Here is a 15,498-nt window from a genome sequence, read left to right on the forward strand (position 1 = left end):
TAGCAAGAGTGAACCACCTGATCCCTTCCCGAACTCAGAAGTGAAACCTCTTAGCGCTGATGGTAGTGTGGGGTCTCCCATGTGAGAGTAAGTCATCGCCAGCTCATTATTCCAAAAGCCCTCTGCTCACGCAGAGGGCTTTTTTATGCGTGGGATTTCATGGTTATAGATTTTTCTATTGACACTTTATGATCTAAAAAAAGAGTTAAAGAGTAACAAGGTGCAGCCAAAACTTCAGAGCTATTAGCTGCACCATATTGTTTGAAGTAATTAAATTTTATCTATCCTTCTTTAAGATATTTAAGAATTGTCAATTACTTCCTGTTGATCAAGCTGACGACGAGCATGTTTAAATGCTGTTCTTAGCCCTTCTTCTAAAGTCGGATGATAGTAAGGCTTTGCCAGAATCTGATGAATATCCTGCTCTGCATCAATCATCCAGGCTAGTATGTGTGCTAGATGTTCGGCTTGAGGGCAGAATAATTCAGCACCTAATAATTTTCCTGACATTTTATCTATATATACTTCAGCCCCACCTTTATTTTCTGAAAGAATTAACGCGCGTCCCTGTCTTTCATAAGATACAAAGCCTCTAATATATTCCGTATTTTTCTCTTCTAGCTGTTTGAAACTTTGTCCAATAATCGCCATTTCTGGTTGGCTAAATACGATTGCCAAAGGAGTTAGGACAGAAATAGGCTGAACATCTGGAAAATTTAAGCAATTTTGGACCACTTCTTTACCATTATGGGCAGCTTCATGTTGAATTGGGGCATCAGGGGCTGCATCTCCAACAATAAAAATAGGCAAGTTTTCTAATTGCTTGGTTTTTTTATTAATAGGTAGTTTTCTAACCTCTTGAAATTCAGAATTAATTTTTTCCAAATCTAATCGATCTAAATTAGAGCTACGACCAGTGGCTGAGAGTACATAATCTACTTCAATACTTTGCTTTTGATTATTCTTTATATAGTCAATTTTCACCTGATTATTAAGGAGTTTGACTTGATTTGGTAACGTTTTAAATTTGATATCTAGCTCGTTATTTAACTGCTCTCTAACCAATGCTTGTAAAGTTGGGCTGGTGAGTGCACCTATTTTCTGACTACGAGTAAATATAGTAGTACGCACCCCTAAACGTTGCATGGCTTGAGCCAATTCAATTGCAATAACGCCACTACCAATCACTGCTAAGGATTTGGGCAAATATGAAAGCTCAAAGATTTCATCAGATGTCAGGAGTTTATCGCTTATTTTATCTTTTAAGGTAGCATCAAAATTTGGTCGAGAGCCTACTGCAATAATAAAACTTTTAGCTTGATAAGATTTTCCCTCTACTTGAACTGTTTGAGCATTAGTAAATTTGGCGTGACCAGATAACTTATGGGCTGAATCCCATTGTTCTACTTCTTTTAAAGTGGCCCGAATATAATGATCACGAAGCTTATGTAAGCGATCCATGACAGCTGAGGTATTTATTACTGCGTCGTGTTGTAGTCCGAGGTTTTCTGCGGTTTCAACCTCATGCATACGGTTAGCAGAAGAAATCAGAAGCTTGCTCGGCATACAGCCTACACGAGCACATGTAGTCTCCCATGAACCGGCATTAATAATTAAAATATTTTGGGTATGCTTAATAGCTTCTTTATAGGCACTGATTCCTGCTGTGCCTGCGCCGATGATGATTAAATCGTACATTTATTGCTCTTATCAAATTTATTTGATTGTTATAAGCTAGCATATAAAACATTTGGCTTACCTTTATTTACATAAAAGCTTAACTGTGGTTACATAACGCATAATTAAATAAAGATTGATAACAAACTCTAAAGATAGAGGAATTTGGGGATTTAAATGATTAGTAAACAATTAAGTACGAAGTTATCTGCTCTTACTTTGGCACTAATGTTGGCCGGCTGCGGCGGCGGTGGTAGTGACGGATATTATAATAACAGTGGATCAAATTCTGGTAATACTGGGGGAGGTTCAGATAATGGTATTGAAAATCCTGAAGTTTTTAAACTTAATATTAGTAATGTAGAAATCATTGATGAGAATGGCAAAATAACTACAGTAATTACAAGTGCTGGTGCTATTGCGCAGGTTAAAGTGACAGATGAAAATAAATTACCTTTAAGTGGTGTATTAGTTACTTTTTCAGGTGAAGGAATTGCATTTAGTACTAGCAATGCTTCTGTATTGACAGATATGAATGGTGTCGCTGTCATTGCAATTAAACCAGCTGATGATCAAATAACAGGTGCGTATAAAATTTCAGCTGCAGCTGAGATGAATGAAAATACTGCTCAATCCGCGGCAACAAACTTCACTATTGGTCAATTACAAACTAAGTTTGATAACGTTAAATTAGAAAGTACATCAATTGAAGCGGGTGGCTCAGTTAGATTAACTGCAAATACTGTTGATAAAAATACTGGTGCACTTTTAAACAATATTAAGGTTAACTTTGAAGCTGAATGTGGAACATTTAGCACGAATGAAATTTTTTCTAATCAAGGGATTGTTGAAACTATCTATACTGCTATTTCAAGCGGTGGTCAATTATGTACTGGTACTCAAAAATTAACACTTTTAGCAAACAATGGGGCTGTCACTACAACTCAAAATGTGAATATTAATGCGATTAAGGCAAACTCCATAGTTTATACTTCTGGAGAGTTAAAATTAGGCATTCTAAGTAGTGGATCAAGTTCATCTGGAAAAGTTGAATTTACAGTATATTCAAACAACATTCCTGCACGCAATCAGGATGTGAACGTTGAGTTAGTTTACGCACCAAATGATTTTTCATTTGTTTCTTTAAATAATAAAACAAGTAAAGTAATTAAGTCTGATGATCAAGGGCGAGTTATTGTTGATGTATTCCCAGGAAGTATTCCTGGCCCTGTAGAAATTAAGGCGACTTTAGTAAGTGACTCACAGGTTACTGCATTATCTAAAGATGTTTCAGTAGCAACAGGCCGTGTAACACAAAATGGTTTTAGTCTTTCTGTAAGTAAAAATGCTTTACAGTGGAATGTAGATGGGGATAAAGCTACTATCACAGCTCGACTACGTGATCGTGTAGGAAATAAAGTACCAGATGGTACAGTCGTAAGTTTTAATACAGAGGGTGGTAGTATTACACCAAACTGTTCAACTGTGAATGGCGAATGCAGTGTGGAATTACAAACACAAGATCCACGTCCTGCTGACAATCGTGTAACAGTATTAGCGTATGTTGAAGGGGATAAATCTTATATCGACAAGAACTCAGATAATTTATATACAGCGGGTATTGATGAATTAACTAGTAACATTGGTGATTTTTTCCGCGATGATAATGAAAATAATATCTTTGAAAATGCGCTTGGTGAGTTTTTATATAAGAGAGGTGCCATCGGTAATACTTGTACACCAAGTAGTATCACACAGCCTAATATACAAGGTACTTGTAATCAGAATTTGCAAGCAGTAATACGTCAACAGTTAGTATTTGCTTTCAGCTACGACACCCCTACTGTAGTAGATGAGAAAATTACAGATAGAGCTAAATTCAGTTTTAATGTTTTTGGTAATAATGCTCAATCAGTACCAATGCCAACAGGAACAGTAGTATCAGTGACTGCTGAAGATAATACTAAAGATAATGAAAAATCATGTACTGCAGAGTTATGGAGCGGAAACGCTACAGTGCCAAATGTATTTAATCTTTTAACTCCTAATAGCTTTAAAACAAGTTCTCAAGTTTATTATGAATATAAGCTTAAAGATTGTGATGAACGCGATAGTCTGATTTTAAGTATTACTGCGCCAAATGGAAAAGTACGTAAGAAAGAATATATTCTTAATTAATAAAAAAACAGCGCTTCGGCGCTGTTTTTTTATGAAAGCTAAAATTCAAAAAATTAAATAGAAGTTCCCATACTGACACCCACAGTAGGCTTAAAATTCATGGAACTACAACCCATCAATGCAAGACTGCAACATATAACCAGTAAGAATTTATTCATAGGTCGATCTCTGAAATTAAAAGGAGATGTTGACTAAAAGTACATCTCCCCCAAATATCTTAATCATCCAGCAGATCCATCTGTTTCGCCAGCTGATATAAATTGTTGGAGCGATTTCCTGTACGGCAGAACATCAAGATCGGTTTTGGTAATTCGTTATAATGGTTAGCAAAGGTGCGCACATCAAGCTCGGTAATCTGGCCGGCAACTACAGGCTGGAAGACATAATCCAGACCTGCACTACGAGCAGCTTCCTCAATTTGTACGCTGGTTGGCTGTTCAGGGCCACCTTCCATATCTGGACGGTTATTGATAATTGATTTAAAACCTTTTTCAACTACTTGAGAGATATGTTCAGGACCAATTTGGCCAGCAAAGCCTACATTTTCGCTCATGATGTCACTCCATTATGTCATTTATCTTGATATGCTTTATGATAGCATTAAGCTGAAAACATGATGGCCTAGTTCTGAAAAATTTATAAACGATTACAACTATAAAATAACGCAATGGAGCGCGTATGTACGCCTATACAGTCGAACCACTGTATGTCAAAAGCGGTCAGGAAGTGATTGCTGCGGATTTCTATCGTCCTCAACAGATTGACAAACCAGCTGTGATCTTGATGGCTCATGGCCTGGCTGCTTTACGTCATTTTAAACTGGTACAATATGCCCAACGTTTTGCCAGTGCAGGTTATGCGGTGGTTCTGTTTGATTATCGCTATTGGGGAGGCAGTACCGGGCGTCCGCGTGAACTGGTATCGATCGGTGCTCAACTTGAAGACTGGCGTACAATGATTCAGCATTTGCAGGCACGTAAATCCATTGATGCTAAACGGATTGTATTATGGGGAACAGCATTGAGTGGCGGGCATGTACTGACATTGGCCGCAGAACTAAAAAATATTCAGGCGGTAATGGTACAGGTACCCTTTGTTGATGGTGCAGAAAGTGCCAAACTTTATCCTTTGCAGCAATTGCCCAAAGCCCTGAAGATTTCCAGTCAGGATTATATGGGGGCAAAGGTAGGAATGGCGCCCAAGACCTTGCCGGTGGTTGATCGTCATGAACTCTGTTTTATGCCGACACAAGACAGTTATGAAGGATATCTATCCATTGTGAATCCAGATTATTACTGGAGTGGTCATATCCCAGCCCGGGTATTCTTTAAATTGATGCGATATCGTCCTATTCAGGAAGTCCGCAAAATCACTATTCCTGTCCTGTTTATCGCAGCACAACAAGACAGCCTGATTCCCATTGAAGCCAGTCGGGAAACCGCAACCAATATTGCACCATTTGTACAATATCATGAGTGGAATATGCGGCATTTTGATATTTATCATGGTGAATGGTTTGAAAAAGCAGTCTCGACCCAATTAGAATTCTTACACCAACATATTGGAGTGCGCTAGATGATCATTGTATGCCCGAATTGCCAGGCTAAAAATCGTGTGCCTGAAGAAAAATTAACGGCCGATCCAGCATGTGGTCAGTGTCATCAAGCTTTAGTTCCATTAGCGCCGATTGAGCTAAATGAACAGAACTTTAGTCAGTTTGTCACCCATAGTGATCTTCCCATCCTGATTGATCTATGGGCAGACTGGTGTGGTCCATGTAAAATGATGGCACCGCATTTTGCTGCTGTAGCAAAAGAAAATCCACAAGTGGTATTTGCTAAAATTGATACCGAAGCCAATCCGCGATTAAGCTCAGCATTTAATGTACGTAGTATTCCGACGCTGGTTTTGATGAATAAAACCAATGAAATTGCTAGAATAAGCGGTGCATTACGTTCAAGCGAACTACAAAAGTGGCTTGATCAGCAGTTAAATAATGCTCAATCCTAATTTAAAAAGCCTGGAGTTCAAGTGACAGATTCTCATATTAAACCAGAGGGAGTACTTTCCCTGCAGACGATTGCAATGCCTGCGGATACCAACTGGAGTGGAGATGTATTTGGTGGCTGGATTGTTTCACAAATGGACTTGGCGGGAGCAATTCATGCAGAGCGCTTTAGTAAAGGACGCTGTGCAACGATTTCGATTAACCAGATGACCTTCCTGGTTCCTGTGAAAGTCGGCGATGTCATTAGCTGCTATACCAAAATTCTAAAAGTCGGTAATACTTCAATCCAGATGCAAATCGAAGTATGGGACAGTCATGATAACTCACGTGCACCTGTACGCGTGACTGAAGGGGTATTTACCTTTGTCGCAGTGGATGTCAAAGGCAATAAACGTCCAATTCCGGATGAAGCAAAACAGAAATTTGCAGAATCTCAGCAGAACTCATAATTCATTAAATAAAAAATCCCAGATCAATAATCTGGGATTTTTTTGTCTGTATTGAAATTAGCCTGGCTTCAACTGGTTCTTGGCAATCCAAGCCCAGAGCATTTCACATTGAATCGGTGCTTCACCAGATTCATCAGTTACAATAACTTGTACTAGCGTTTCACCTTTTTCTGAACTTTGCATCAATTGCTGCTGTTCAGGAGTCAACGTAGCCACCGCAGTCATGGCACCTTTGGTTGGACGCTTAAAGTCCACTTTTAGGCTTTTAATCAGAACCACTGCGCTGTCAGGTACATTCATCGCAGTCACAAAGCCGGTTGCTGTTTCTGCCAGCAGTGCCATCGCACAGGCATGAATCTGACCGATATGGTTCTGCATGGCCTTATGATTGGCCATACTCACCACAACTTTGGCTGCACTGATTTCCTGATAGCGAATCTTGGCAGAGCCAACCATTGGAACCACTCGGCCAAAGGTCTTACTTAATAAAGCAGTACGTATACCTTGCGGTAATCTTGATGTCGCTTTGACCAGTCTGGTCAGTCGGTTGCTCTTTGTCATAATTCCATCTTCAGACGTTGAGATATCTTAGTCTTTAAAGTTGTTGAACTGTAAAGGCAGACCGAATTGTTGTTCTTTCAGGAATGCCATGACTTGTTGCAAGGTATCGCGTTTTTTATCAGTCACACGAATCTTGTCACCCTGAATTGAAGATTGCACTTTAATGCCGCTTTCTTTAATGGCCTTATTAATTTTTTTCGCCGTATCTGAGTCAAGGCCATCTTTAAGCTTGATCACTTGAACTACATTTTTGCCTGAAGCGGTCATTTTTTGTGGATCTAGCGCCTGAATATCCACTTTACGCTTGAAGAAATGGTTTTCCAGCATGGTATACACTTGCTCACATTGGAAATCACTTTCTGTGCTAATTTTGATTTCCTTGTTTTTTTCATTTAGTTCAATAGAAACATCCTGTCCACGGAAATCGAAGCGGGTTGCAATCTCTTTTTGGGTATTTTGAACTGCATGATTTACTTCAAAAATTTCTAATTCAGAAACAATATCGAAAGAAGGCATAGTTTAGACCTTTACAAAGGGAAAGAATATCTGAGATGCTAGGGATGTTTTCTTAATTTGCCAAGTGTTGTTTACATCAAAGGAGTGCGCAATGATCCGTAAACAAGAAATTACAACATTTGAGTTCCCAGAAAATGCTGTAATCTGGGATGTACGAGATGCAAGTGCTTATGCTGAAGCACACGTGAAAGGGGCGGTCAATCAGCCCATTAACGATCTTTCAGCAGACAGCCTGACTCAGGTGTCAGCGGATCAACCGATTTACATTTTATGTGGTGGTGGGAGTAAAGCTCCACGTGCAGCTGAAAAGTTAGAAGGTTTTGACAGCTCACGTGAATATGTCATCCTGATGGGTGGTACTCGTGCTGCTCGTGATGCAGGTATGCCACTGGAACAAGGTGCATAATTGACCTTGTGAAAAAAAGCGCCTAAGGGCGCTTTTTTGTTGTCTGGATTTCTTCAAAGTCCCCCTTCTTTAAAGGAGGATTTAGGGGAATTAAACTCTTTCTAAAACTTCCTCCCTTGCGGAACAGTGTTCCTCACTCTTTATTAAAGGGAGGAGCTCTTTAATTTTGAGGCTTAAAATAAGGCTTCTTGGCTTTTACCTTCTTTTGAAAACGTGTTACGTCGAGTTTTTTTACCAAGTTTGAAGGTGCGGGGCAGGCTTCTCCCAAAATCTGGGCTGCCAGAATTTCACTACACAGTGGTGCAAATAGAAAACCTTTAGAGCCAAGACCCGCAAAACTGTAAACTTCTTGATCTACATTCATCTTACCGAGCAAGGGAAAATAATCCTGACTCTGGGCGCGTACTGCTGCTCGACCTTGCCAGGTTTCGGTAGAGGGTAATAACTGTGCATATTCAGGAAAGACACTGTGGATAAGTTCATAATTATGCACATGATCTTCTATTAAGACTTCTGCATCATCCCGACCCGGATAGAATGAAGCACCCAAAATCAGTTGTTCTGGATTGAGTTGCATACAGTAACCGCCATAACTATAGGCTGTATCCTGATTTAAGGGCTGATCTTGATTATTGACCCAGCTGACCTGTCCGCGAATTGGTTTCAAGACTGGATAATTTTTAAAGAACTGTTGCGTATCACGCGCGGTACATACAACGATGTGATCAAACTTGCCTAAGGATTGCTGATCTGCAAATAACTCAGGTTGTTCAGCAGCCTCAATATGACTAATTTTGGCTTGTTTATACTGAATAAGAGGATGCTGCAAAATTTCATCACGCAGTTGATGGGGTAAAACTGCACCCGCTGCTAATAGTTTTAAAGCTGGAAATTCAGTTTGAATCTCTTGGTCTGTTGCACTTTGAGCAGCAAGAATTTCTGCGGGATATTCATCTGCCAATCCTAAAAGCTGTTCAGGATTTTTTAAGGCAAGCTGATTGACCTGAATTGAGCGAAAAGCTTTAAATTTCTGATAATGATTTAAGGCATGCTGCCAGGCCACCGTCATCAGATGTTCAGCACTTTGCTCAACTGGACACAGTTTAGGATTAAGCAGAGCAAGGGGATTGCCGGAACCACCTGAAAGCGGCGCTGACTGGTCGTAAATCGTGACTTGATGACCACGATGAGCAAATGCCCATGCTGTACTTAAACCTGCGATTCCAGCGCCAATCACAGCGATTTGACGAGGTCTGGTAGGACGCTCTAGATCGGGTTCAGTTTTTTTTTGAACAATTTCCTGTTCTAAAGCTGTTTCATTACCTTTATTTTCTTCAACAGGATTCCAGATCGCTTTCAGCATTTCACGTTTATGGCCAAATCCACATGGACGGGAAATAGAGATTCCATGCTGTTTTAAACCACGCTTTAACACACCTGCAACACTGAAAGAAGCAAAAGTCGTTCCGATCTCGGATAAACGCACGATGTTATTTAAAACATTTTCTTCCCACATGTCCGGATTGCACGAAGGAGCGAAGCCATCCAGAAACCAAGCATTAACGGGTGCAGTTTTTTCAATGACAGGAAAGACATCATGTGCATCTCCCAGCCACAGGTCCAGACTGAAACGCTCTTCAGGAAAGCTGAGACGATGACAACCGGCAATCGGCATTGGATATTGGGAGATGAGTTGATCTGCTAGTGGTTTCAATTCTGGCCAGGCATTTAAGGCACGGACTAAATCTGCTCTAGAAAGCGGAAATTTTTCTACTGAAATCGCATGCAGATGGCTTTGGTTATCCGGACGAACCTGTTGCCAGAGTTGCCATAACGCCAGAATATTTAAACCCGTACCAAAACCCGTTTCACCGACACAGAAATATGCAAAAGGTTTTAATTCGGCAAGGCGGGTACTAAGGTCATTACCATTCAAAAAGACATGCCGGGTTTCCAGCAATCCATTGTCTTTGGAAAAATATACATCACCAAATTGCTTGGACACAGGCACATCAATGCCATCCACCAATTGCCAATCCAGATCGGCAGTTTGAATTGCATGCGACAAAACGGGTACAACCTTAAAGATATTTGGATGGCTTATAGATTACCACTGACGGCGACGTTTGGTATAAACATAGCTCGCAATCAGAAAGCCAAGTAATACACCGACTGCCAAAGTTGCCGCGCCATAGAGAAACATCTGGGCACTACGTTCACTTTGCAGGACCTGTACCTGAACCCCCAGATTGTCGTTCTTGAGCTGTAATTCCTGATTTTGTGACAGGGCTTCCAGATTGGCTTTTTCCAGTTGCTGTAGACGCGTTGCTTGATCTTTGACTAAAGCTTTGACTTTGGCATCTTGCTGGGCTTTCTGCTTAGCAATTTCTTCTGCAGTGAGCGGCTTTTTTTCAGTTGGCTGAACTGTCTGAGCTGTTGTCGCAACTGCTGGAATAATTCCAGCCTGCTGTGCAGAAGCGCCCTGAGCAGGTGCTTGTGTGGTAACAGCTTGTACAGGAGCAACTGCTGGCTGTGTAGCCGGGGCAGAAACTTCAACAGCCCAGGCAGAAGGAATCATGAAACAAAAGCCAATGAAACTGGCGGTAACAGCGCGCATGAACCTTATCCTTTAGGAAATGCTTTATTAAATGGTTTCACATCAATATGCGCGTACACGCCTTCTTTCAGGAATGGCTCATCCTGTAACCATGCATCCAGCGCTTCACGACTGTCAAAATCAACGATGATGGTGCTGCCATAGAAACCGGCTTGCGAATTGGCTGGATCTTTAGGCATGGCACCTGCAACAATCAGACGACCTTCAGCATCTAACTGTTCCAGACGTGCAAGATGCTGTGGACGAATCGCAAGGCGTTTCTCAACTGTACCTTCCCGGTCGGTACAGCTAACGACGAATAATGGCATGATGACTCTCTATCGTTTGTAGTTGGACTTATTCAGCTGTTCTAAAGTATTTGCGCAATACAATAAACTGAATAATGATAAAGGAAAACATCACAATCATGTCACCGAATGCAGTAAATTCGCCCCAATATTTTCCATCCATCCATAAATAGGCGAAGAATGTGTGCAGAAATGACATGAGAGTAAACATACCGACCCAGGCATAGTTCAATTTAAGCCAGCCTTTGGCGCTCAAATTAAATACCGGACCAAACAGGCGCTGGATGAGTGGCTTCTTATCTTTGCTAAACCATGGCGATAACAGGAAGACACCAGCAAAAACCAGATTTAATAGAACTGCTTTAAGACGGATATAGAAATCATCGCTGAGCATCAGGGTGATCCCACCGAAGATCACTGTCATAAACAGAACGATCCATTGCTGTTTGTCTAGGCGGAATTTTTGCATGACAAATAACGCACCATAGACCACCAGCATGGAAATGATCAGACCCGTAGTTGCAACGAGAATATTGTTATTGTCGACACCCCCCGCAGAACCGATCAATTGTAAAAGTTGATGGTCAGTGTCTTTTGGATCTACAGTTTTATATAAATAAAAGAAAATAATGAGTGGCACAAAGTCTAAAAGTGCTTTCATGTTAGAGTATCTAAATCTGATCAAATAAATGTCATAGTATAGAGATGCACGGCGTAGATTTACATACACATAGTAATATTTCTGATGGAACTTTGAGTCCTCAGCAATTGGTCGAAGCGGCTGCGGACAAACTTATCCATACTTTGGCCCTGACTGATCATGACACTATGGACGGTTTAGTGTTGGCTGAAGAAGCTGCCAAAAATCATGAGATTAAGATAATTTCTGGAGTCGAGATTTCCAGCCAATGGTCACGTCCAGCGACCAAGAAAAATTATGGCGTGCATATTGTGGCACTCAATGTTCAGAATCCTGAGCCGTTACAAAAAGCCCTCAATCAGCAGAAGATCATTCGTGCCGAACGCTCTAAACAGATCTGTGACCTTCTGGTTCCTTTAATTGGTCAGGATATTTATGCTGACGTGATTGCCAAAGTCGACAATATTCCTGATCGGGTTACCCGAACTCATATTGCCAAAACGCTGGTAGAAAAAGGCATTGTGACTCGTCCCCAACAGGCCTTTGATAAGTACATCAAGGAAGGTAAAAAGGCCTACGTCAAATTTGATGGTCTGGGCCTGGAAGAAACCATTCAGGTGATTCATGACAGCGGTGGCTTTGCCGTGTTGGCGCATCCAACCCGTTATGATTTGTCAGCCACCAATATTCGCTATCTGATTGAGATCTTCGCCAAGTTTGGTGGAGATGCGGTGGAGTTACCGCCAACCATTGATCCAAGTTCAACCCGTCAGATGGTCGACCGGATGATTGCAGAGCAAAGCCTTAAAGTATCAATAGGAAGTGATTTTCATGGCGACAATATGCCCTGGGTTAAACTCGGTCAGGTGCCAAGCCTAAAACCAGGACAGGTTGGAATTTGGGAGAGTTTTGTTTAATGAGTTAAGCAGCAGTCGCAACACTGCTACCCATCCCAGTATGAAAGAATTCCCTCTTTTGATAAGAGAGATAATCTATTAAAGCAAATTATTATCTTGAGCCTGAATCGGCGGAGGTGTCGGTTTACCTAAAGTTCCCAAGAGTTCAATTTCAATAGTACGAACCATAGAGTCAAGTGGTAAGTCATTGCTTTGGGTACCAAAAGGCTCTTCAATTTCTGAACTTAAAGCGTCCAGTCCTAGGAAGGTATAAGCGAGAATGCCGACCAGAAAAGGAGTGAATAAACCTAATGTGGCACCAAGGCTAAACGGCAAAATAAAACAGAAGAAATAAACAGTACGATTCAGCAGAACTGAATAAGCAAAAGGTAAAGGAGTCGTCGCAATTCGGTCACAACCTGTCTGCACAATACTGAGTTCTGCGACATGATTATTCATCTGCATATAAATGATGTCAGAGATTTCACCTTCTTTGAGAGCCTGCATCAGCTCCCATTGAATCAGGCTCAAGGTATATTGCGGTGCATTGGCCTGTTGATAGAGCTGGGTAATTGCCTGCTGGCTCATCCCACTGGTTTCCACCAGTTCAGTCGGATTGGCTGTCTGATGGCGTAGACGGTCACGCAGGACATTTGCGAAAACGATGACGTGCTGAATGACACGTTCACGACGGCCTTGAGACAACATCCGGCAGTCCCGGTCAAAATGACGTGCATTGGCAATCAGAATACCCCAGAGTTTACGTGCTTCCCACCAGCGGTCATAACAGGCGGTATTTTTAAATCCGAGAAAGATAGACAGCACCACGCCGATGAGAGTAAAGCCGACGAGAGGGAGTTCTGGAAAATGAAAATAACCTACACGTGAAAAACCACCAATAATGGCTGAAATCAGCATGACCACACCTAAAGGAGGTAAAACCTTAGGTAAAATCGTTCCTCGCCAGGAAAATAATAATTTAAAAACGTTCTGCTGGTCGCGTACGATCATTTATTGGAATCATCACAATTTTTTTCATGATCTTCTTGAGTTGTAGCTGCTTTGTCAAGTGCTATTCCCCCTTAGACTTCAGGTTTGATGAGTTGCTGCTCAGCAAAGGAAAAACTGCCTTCCAGAGCAATGATGCAATGGTCAATTAAACGGATATCGACCAGTCGACATGCCTGCTGAATCTGGCGGGTCAGATACAGGTCAGCTTTAGAAGGAGTGGCTTGGCCCAAGGGATGATTATGCGCAATCACAATTGAAGTTGCCTGTTGCGTAATGGCATATCGGAGCAACTGATTAATCGAAATATCACATGCATTCACAGAACCATAAAACAGCTTTTTAAATGCAATTTTCCTTAAACTGGCGTCCAGACACAGGACCGCGAACACTTCCTGATTTTCCCCCAGTAATTCGAAACGTAAATAATCCCGCAGTCTATTTGAATTACTCAGTTCTAAGGCATCCTGTTTAAGATGCTCGGCAATATAACGCCGTCCTAATTCTTTAACCGCCATCAGTTGGGTATATTTGCTAATGCCCATGCCATGAAACTGGCTAACTTCTTTTAAAGGTGCATCAAGTAAAGCAGTTAAATGGCCAAAATGTTGAATCAGTAGCCGGGCTAATTCTACGGCTGAATGCTGTTGTGAACCTGATCGGAGAAAAATGGCCAGCAGTTCTGCATCAGATAAACTTTCTGCCCCATATTGAATTAAACGTTCCCGCGGCCGTTCCAGTTCAGGCCAGTTTTTGATTGAAAATTGCATAGTTATTAGACTTATTTATTATGAATTATGAGTTTTCCCTGAAGCTGATCTCTTGGGAATGCAATTATTTAATGCTATTGTGAGCCCCACTGCAACAGAAAGGTAAGCTGTTCGTGAGCTTTGATCTAAGTGTAATTCCTCATAAAAATATCATTTTAGCAGTCACTGGCGGTATTGCTGCCTATAAAAGTGCCATTCTGGTTCGCCGTCTGAAAGATGCCGGGTTTAATGTGCGGGTTGTCATGACTCAAGGCGCACAGGCTTTCATTACCCCTTTGACCTTTCAAGCCTTGTCAGGCAATCCGGTACATACCGAGTTGCTGGATCCTGAAGCTGAAGCGGGCATGGGGCATATTGAGCTGGCACGTTGGGCTGATCTGTTATTGGTTGCGCCAGCCAGCTGCGACACGCTGGCAAAATTTGCAGCAGGCCTTGCAGATGATTTGCTGAGCACTTTGTATCTGGCAACCAATGCACCGGTCTGGGTCGCACCAGCCATGAACCAGCAGATGTGGGCTGCCAAAGCAACCCAGCGTAATCTTGCGACTTTGATTGAAGATGGCGTACATGTGATTATGCCGGATGCCGGTTCACAAGCTTGTGGTGATGTAGGCTTGGGCCGTATGCCGGAGCCGGAAGAGCTGGCACGTCAGGTCACAGAATATTTCCATAAAGCTCAGCGCGCGATTGCAGAAAAATTTGGCATGCTGGCGGGTAAGCAAGTCACGATTACAGCTGGTCCGACCCGTGAAGCGATTGACCCGGTACGTTATATTTCCAACCATAGTACCGGGAAAATGGGTTTTGCATTGGCAGCAGCCTGTTATGCAGCTGGAGCGAATGTCACCCTGATTGCTGGTCCGGTGAGCCTAGATACCCCAAATGGCGTCAAACGTAAAAATGTTTCTTCGGCAGTGCAAATGCTGAATGAAAGCATGCAGATGCTGGAGCAGGGTTGTGACATCTTCATTGCGACCGCTGCAGTAGCTGATTATCGTGTCGCACAGGTAGCCGAGCATAAAATCAAGAAAGCAGGCGATGAGCTGAATGTCGCTTTAATAAAGAATCCGGATATTGTGGCGACCATCGCACAGCAGGAAAAACGTCCATTTATGGTAGGCTTTGCTGCAGAAACCCGAAATATTGAAGAATATGCAGCGGGTAAACTGGTGGCGAAAAAACTGGATATGATTGCCTGCAATGATGTTTCGCGTGCGGATATTGGCTTTGCATCCGATGAAAATGCCATGACGGTATTCTTTGCCGAACACTATCATCTGGATAAGCGTGATCTGGACAAAGCCTCTAAACAGGAAATTGCCCAGCAACTGGTTGAAGCGATCCATGATGCCTTGCACCATGATCCTGCTGCAGAAGATGATTTTTAAGTTTTAAATGACGATTAAAGCCCTGACTGGTTCAGGGCTTTTTTATAGGGTTTTTTACCATGAAGTTAAAAAGCCAGTACAACATAAAAATAAAAAC

At 41.8% G+C, this 15,498-nt stretch carries 17 protein-coding genes and 1 rRNA gene; 8 read left to right on the forward strand and 10 right to left on the reverse strand.

Annotation, left to right across the window (positions count from 1 at the left end; translation table 11 throughout):
- Positions 1–104, forward strand: a 5S ribosomal RNA gene (rrf, locus tag FTV31_RS08640); the annotation flags it as partial.
- A 196-nt stretch (positions 105–300) separates the two neighbouring features.
- Here rrf and FTV31_RS08645 read toward each other — a convergent pair.
- A complete protein-coding gene (locus FTV31_RS08645; RefSeq protein ID WP_180014299.1) occupies positions 301–1,698 on the reverse strand; it encodes a dihydrolipoyl dehydrogenase in 1,398 nt (465 codons plus the stop codon).
- 156 nt (positions 1,699–1,854) lie between these two features.
- On the opposite strand from FTV31_RS08645, the gene FTV31_RS08650 reads away from it, so the two are divergent.
- Positions 1,855–3,855: a hypothetical protein gene (locus FTV31_RS08650; protein ID WP_180014301.1), complete on the forward strand. Its 2,001-nt coding sequence runs from the start codon at positions 1,855–1,857 to the stop codon at positions 3,853–3,855.
- A 217-nt stretch (positions 3,856–4,072) separates the two neighbouring features.
- Here the strand turns inward: FTV31_RS08650 and FTV31_RS08655 are convergent, their stop codons facing one another.
- Positions 4,073–4,408 carry a TIGR01244 family sulfur transferase gene (locus tag FTV31_RS08655; protein WP_004783676.1) on the reverse strand — a complete coding sequence of 112 codons (336 nt, stop codon included), beginning with the start codon at positions 4,406–4,408 and terminating at the stop codon, positions 4,073–4,075.
- Between the two features lie 125 nt (positions 4,409–4,533).
- On the opposite strand from FTV31_RS08655, the gene FTV31_RS08660 reads away from it, so the two are divergent.
- The 3 genes from FTV31_RS08660 to FTV31_RS08670 all read left to right on the forward strand — a co-directional run bounded on the left by FTV31_RS08660 (position 4,534) and on the right by FTV31_RS08670 (position 6,312).
- The gene (locus FTV31_RS08660) at positions 4,534–5,430 is read left to right on the forward strand and encodes an alpha/beta hydrolase (protein WP_034170861.1); all 897 of its coding nucleotides are present in this window, start codon (positions 4,534–4,536) and stop codon (positions 5,428–5,430) included.
- Positions 5,431–5,865: a thioredoxin TrxC gene (gene trxC, locus FTV31_RS08665; RefSeq protein ID WP_004783672.1), complete on the forward strand. Its 435-nt coding sequence runs from the start codon at positions 5,431–5,433 to the stop codon at positions 5,863–5,865.
- Between the two features lie 75 nt (positions 5,866–5,940).
- Complete coding sequence (locus FTV31_RS08670; RefSeq protein WP_171523022.1) at positions 5,941–6,312, forward strand: acyl-CoA thioesterase; 372 nt, start codon at positions 5,941–5,943, stop codon at positions 6,310–6,312.
- A gap of 57 nt (positions 6,313–6,369) precedes the next feature.
- Here the strand turns inward: FTV31_RS08670 and FTV31_RS08675 are convergent, their stop codons facing one another.
- Together FTV31_RS08675 and FTV31_RS08680 are read right to left on the reverse strand one after the other, a co-directional pair.
- On the reverse strand, positions 6,370–6,873 hold the full coding sequence (locus FTV31_RS08675; RefSeq protein ID WP_180014303.1) for a DUF4442 domain-containing protein: 504 nt from the start codon (positions 6,871–6,873) through the stop codon (positions 6,370–6,372).
- Positions 6,874–6,900: 27 nt separating this feature from the next.
- Positions 6,901–7,389 (reverse strand): YajQ family cyclic di-GMP-binding protein, encoded by a 489-nt coding sequence (locus FTV31_RS08680; RefSeq protein WP_004783667.1) that lies wholly within the window; start codon positions 7,387–7,389, stop codon positions 6,901–6,903.
- Between the two features lie 91 nt (positions 7,390–7,480).
- On the opposite strand from FTV31_RS08680, the gene FTV31_RS08685 reads away from it, so the two are divergent.
- A complete protein-coding gene (locus FTV31_RS08685; protein ID WP_005233835.1) occupies positions 7,481–7,795 on the forward strand; it encodes a rhodanese-like domain-containing protein in 315 nt (104 codons plus the stop codon).
- Between the two features lie 160 nt (positions 7,796–7,955).
- Here FTV31_RS08685 and mnmC read toward each other — a convergent pair whose 3' ends face one another.
- Genes mnmC through FTV31_RS08705 form a run of 4 tightly spaced genes read right to left on the reverse strand, consistent with a single transcriptional unit; the run spans position 7,956 to position 11,360 of the window.
- A complete protein-coding gene (gene mnmC, locus FTV31_RS08690) occupies positions 7,956–9,863 on the reverse strand; it encodes an FAD-dependent 5-carboxymethylaminomethyl-2-thiouridine(34) oxidoreductase MnmC (RefSeq protein WP_180014305.1) in 1,908 nt (635 codons plus the stop codon).
- Positions 9,864–9,902: 39 nt separating this feature from the next.
- Complete coding sequence (locus FTV31_RS08695; RefSeq protein WP_180014307.1) at positions 9,903–10,412, reverse strand: hypothetical protein; 510 nt, start codon at positions 10,410–10,412, stop codon at positions 9,903–9,905.
- A gap of 5 nt (positions 10,413–10,417) precedes the next feature.
- The gene (locus tag FTV31_RS08700) at positions 10,418–10,720 is read right to left on the reverse strand and encodes a YciI family protein (protein WP_180014309.1); all 303 of its coding nucleotides are present in this window, start codon (positions 10,718–10,720) and stop codon (positions 10,418–10,420) included.
- Positions 10,721–10,748: 28 nt separating this feature from the next.
- Positions 10,749–11,360, reverse strand: coding sequence for a septation protein IspZ (locus FTV31_RS08705; protein WP_005233839.1), 612 nt, complete (start codon positions 11,358–11,360; stop codon positions 10,749–10,751).
- A 44-nt stretch (positions 11,361–11,404) separates the two neighbouring features.
- On the opposite strand from FTV31_RS08705, the gene FTV31_RS08710 reads away from it, so the two are divergent.
- A complete protein-coding gene (locus FTV31_RS08710; RefSeq protein WP_180014311.1) occupies positions 11,405–12,256 on the forward strand; it encodes a PHP domain-containing protein in 852 nt (283 codons plus the stop codon).
- A 78-nt stretch (positions 12,257–12,334) separates the two neighbouring features.
- Here FTV31_RS08710 and FTV31_RS08715 read toward each other — a convergent pair whose 3' ends face one another.
- Both FTV31_RS08715 and radC read right to left on the reverse strand, forming a co-directional pair.
- On the reverse strand, positions 12,335–13,246 hold the full coding sequence (locus FTV31_RS08715; protein ID WP_004783652.1) for a bestrophin family protein: 912 nt from the start codon (positions 13,244–13,246) through the stop codon (positions 12,335–12,337).
- A 71-nt stretch (positions 13,247–13,317) separates the two neighbouring features.
- Positions 13,318–14,013, reverse strand: coding sequence for a DNA repair protein RadC (radC, locus tag FTV31_RS08720; protein WP_180014313.1), 696 nt, complete (start codon positions 14,011–14,013; stop codon positions 13,318–13,320).
- A 113-nt stretch (positions 14,014–14,126) separates the two neighbouring features.
- Here radC and coaBC point away from each other — a divergent pair, with 113 nt between their 5' ends.
- Positions 14,127–15,401, forward strand: a complete 1,275-nt coding sequence (gene coaBC / locus FTV31_RS08725) for a bifunctional phosphopantothenoylcysteine decarboxylase/phosphopantothenate--cysteine ligase CoaBC (RefSeq protein WP_159123089.1) — start codon at positions 14,127–14,129, stop codon at positions 15,399–15,401.
- Positions 15,402–15,498 lie beyond the last annotated feature (97 nt).

This window comes from Acinetobacter sp. YH16031 (assembly GCF_013417335.1).
Lineage (GTDB): Bacteria > Pseudomonadota > Gammaproteobacteria > Pseudomonadales > Moraxellaceae > Acinetobacter.

Excerpts from the sequence above, each read along its gene's own strand:
- FTV31_RS08680 (WP_004783667.1), bottom strand. The coding sequence starts at position 7,389 with ATGCCTTCTTTCGATATTGTTTCTGAATTAGAAATTTTTGAAGTAAAT.
- FTV31_RS08675 (WP_180014303.1), bottom strand. The coding sequence starts at position 6,873 with ATGACAAAGAGCAACCGACTGACCAGACTGGTCAAAGCGACATCAAGA.
- FTV31_RS08695 (WP_180014307.1), bottom strand. The coding sequence starts at position 10,412 with ATGCGCGCTGTTACCGCCAGTTTCATTGGCTTTTGTTTCATGATTCCT.
- FTV31_RS08645 (WP_180014299.1), bottom strand. The coding sequence starts at position 1,698 with ATGTACGATTTAATCATCATCGGCGCAGGCACAGCAGGAATCAGTGCC.
- FTV31_RS08655 (WP_004783676.1), bottom strand. The coding sequence starts at position 4,408 with ATGAGCGAAAATGTAGGCTTTGCTGGCCAAATTGGTCCTGAACATATC.
- FTV31_RS08670 (WP_171523022.1), top strand. The coding sequence starts at position 5,941 with ATGCCTGCGGATACCAACTGGAGTGGAGATGTATTTGGTGGCTGGATT.
- FTV31_RS08650 (WP_180014301.1), top strand. The coding sequence starts at position 1,855 with ATGATTAGTAAACAATTAAGTACGAAGTTATCTGCTCTTACTTTGGCA.
- FTV31_RS08685 (WP_005233835.1), top strand. The coding sequence starts at position 7,481 with ATGATCCGTAAACAAGAAATTACAACATTTGAGTTCCCAGAAAATGCT.
- FTV31_RS08700 (WP_180014309.1), bottom strand. The coding sequence starts at position 10,720 with ATGCCATTATTCGTCGTTAGCTGTACCGACCGGGAAGGTACAGTTGAG.
- trxC (WP_004783672.1), top strand. The coding sequence starts at position 5,431 with ATGATCATTGTATGCCCGAATTGCCAGGCTAAAAATCGTGTGCCTGAA.
- radC (WP_180014313.1), bottom strand. The coding sequence starts at position 14,013 with ATGCAATTTTCAATCAAAAACTGGCCTGAACTGGAACGGCCGCGGGAA.
- FTV31_RS08715 (WP_004783652.1), bottom strand. The coding sequence starts at position 13,246 with ATGATCGTACGCGACCAGCAGAACGTTTTTAAATTATTATTTTCCTGG.
- FTV31_RS08705 (WP_005233839.1), bottom strand. The coding sequence starts at position 11,360 with ATGAAAGCACTTTTAGACTTTGTGCCACTCATTATTTTCTTTTATTTA.
- FTV31_RS08710 (WP_180014311.1), top strand. The coding sequence starts at position 11,405 with ATGCACGGCGTAGATTTACATACACATAGTAATATTTCTGATGGAACT.
- FTV31_RS08660 (WP_034170861.1), top strand. The coding sequence starts at position 4,534 with ATGTACGCCTATACAGTCGAACCACTGTATGTCAAAAGCGGTCAGGAA.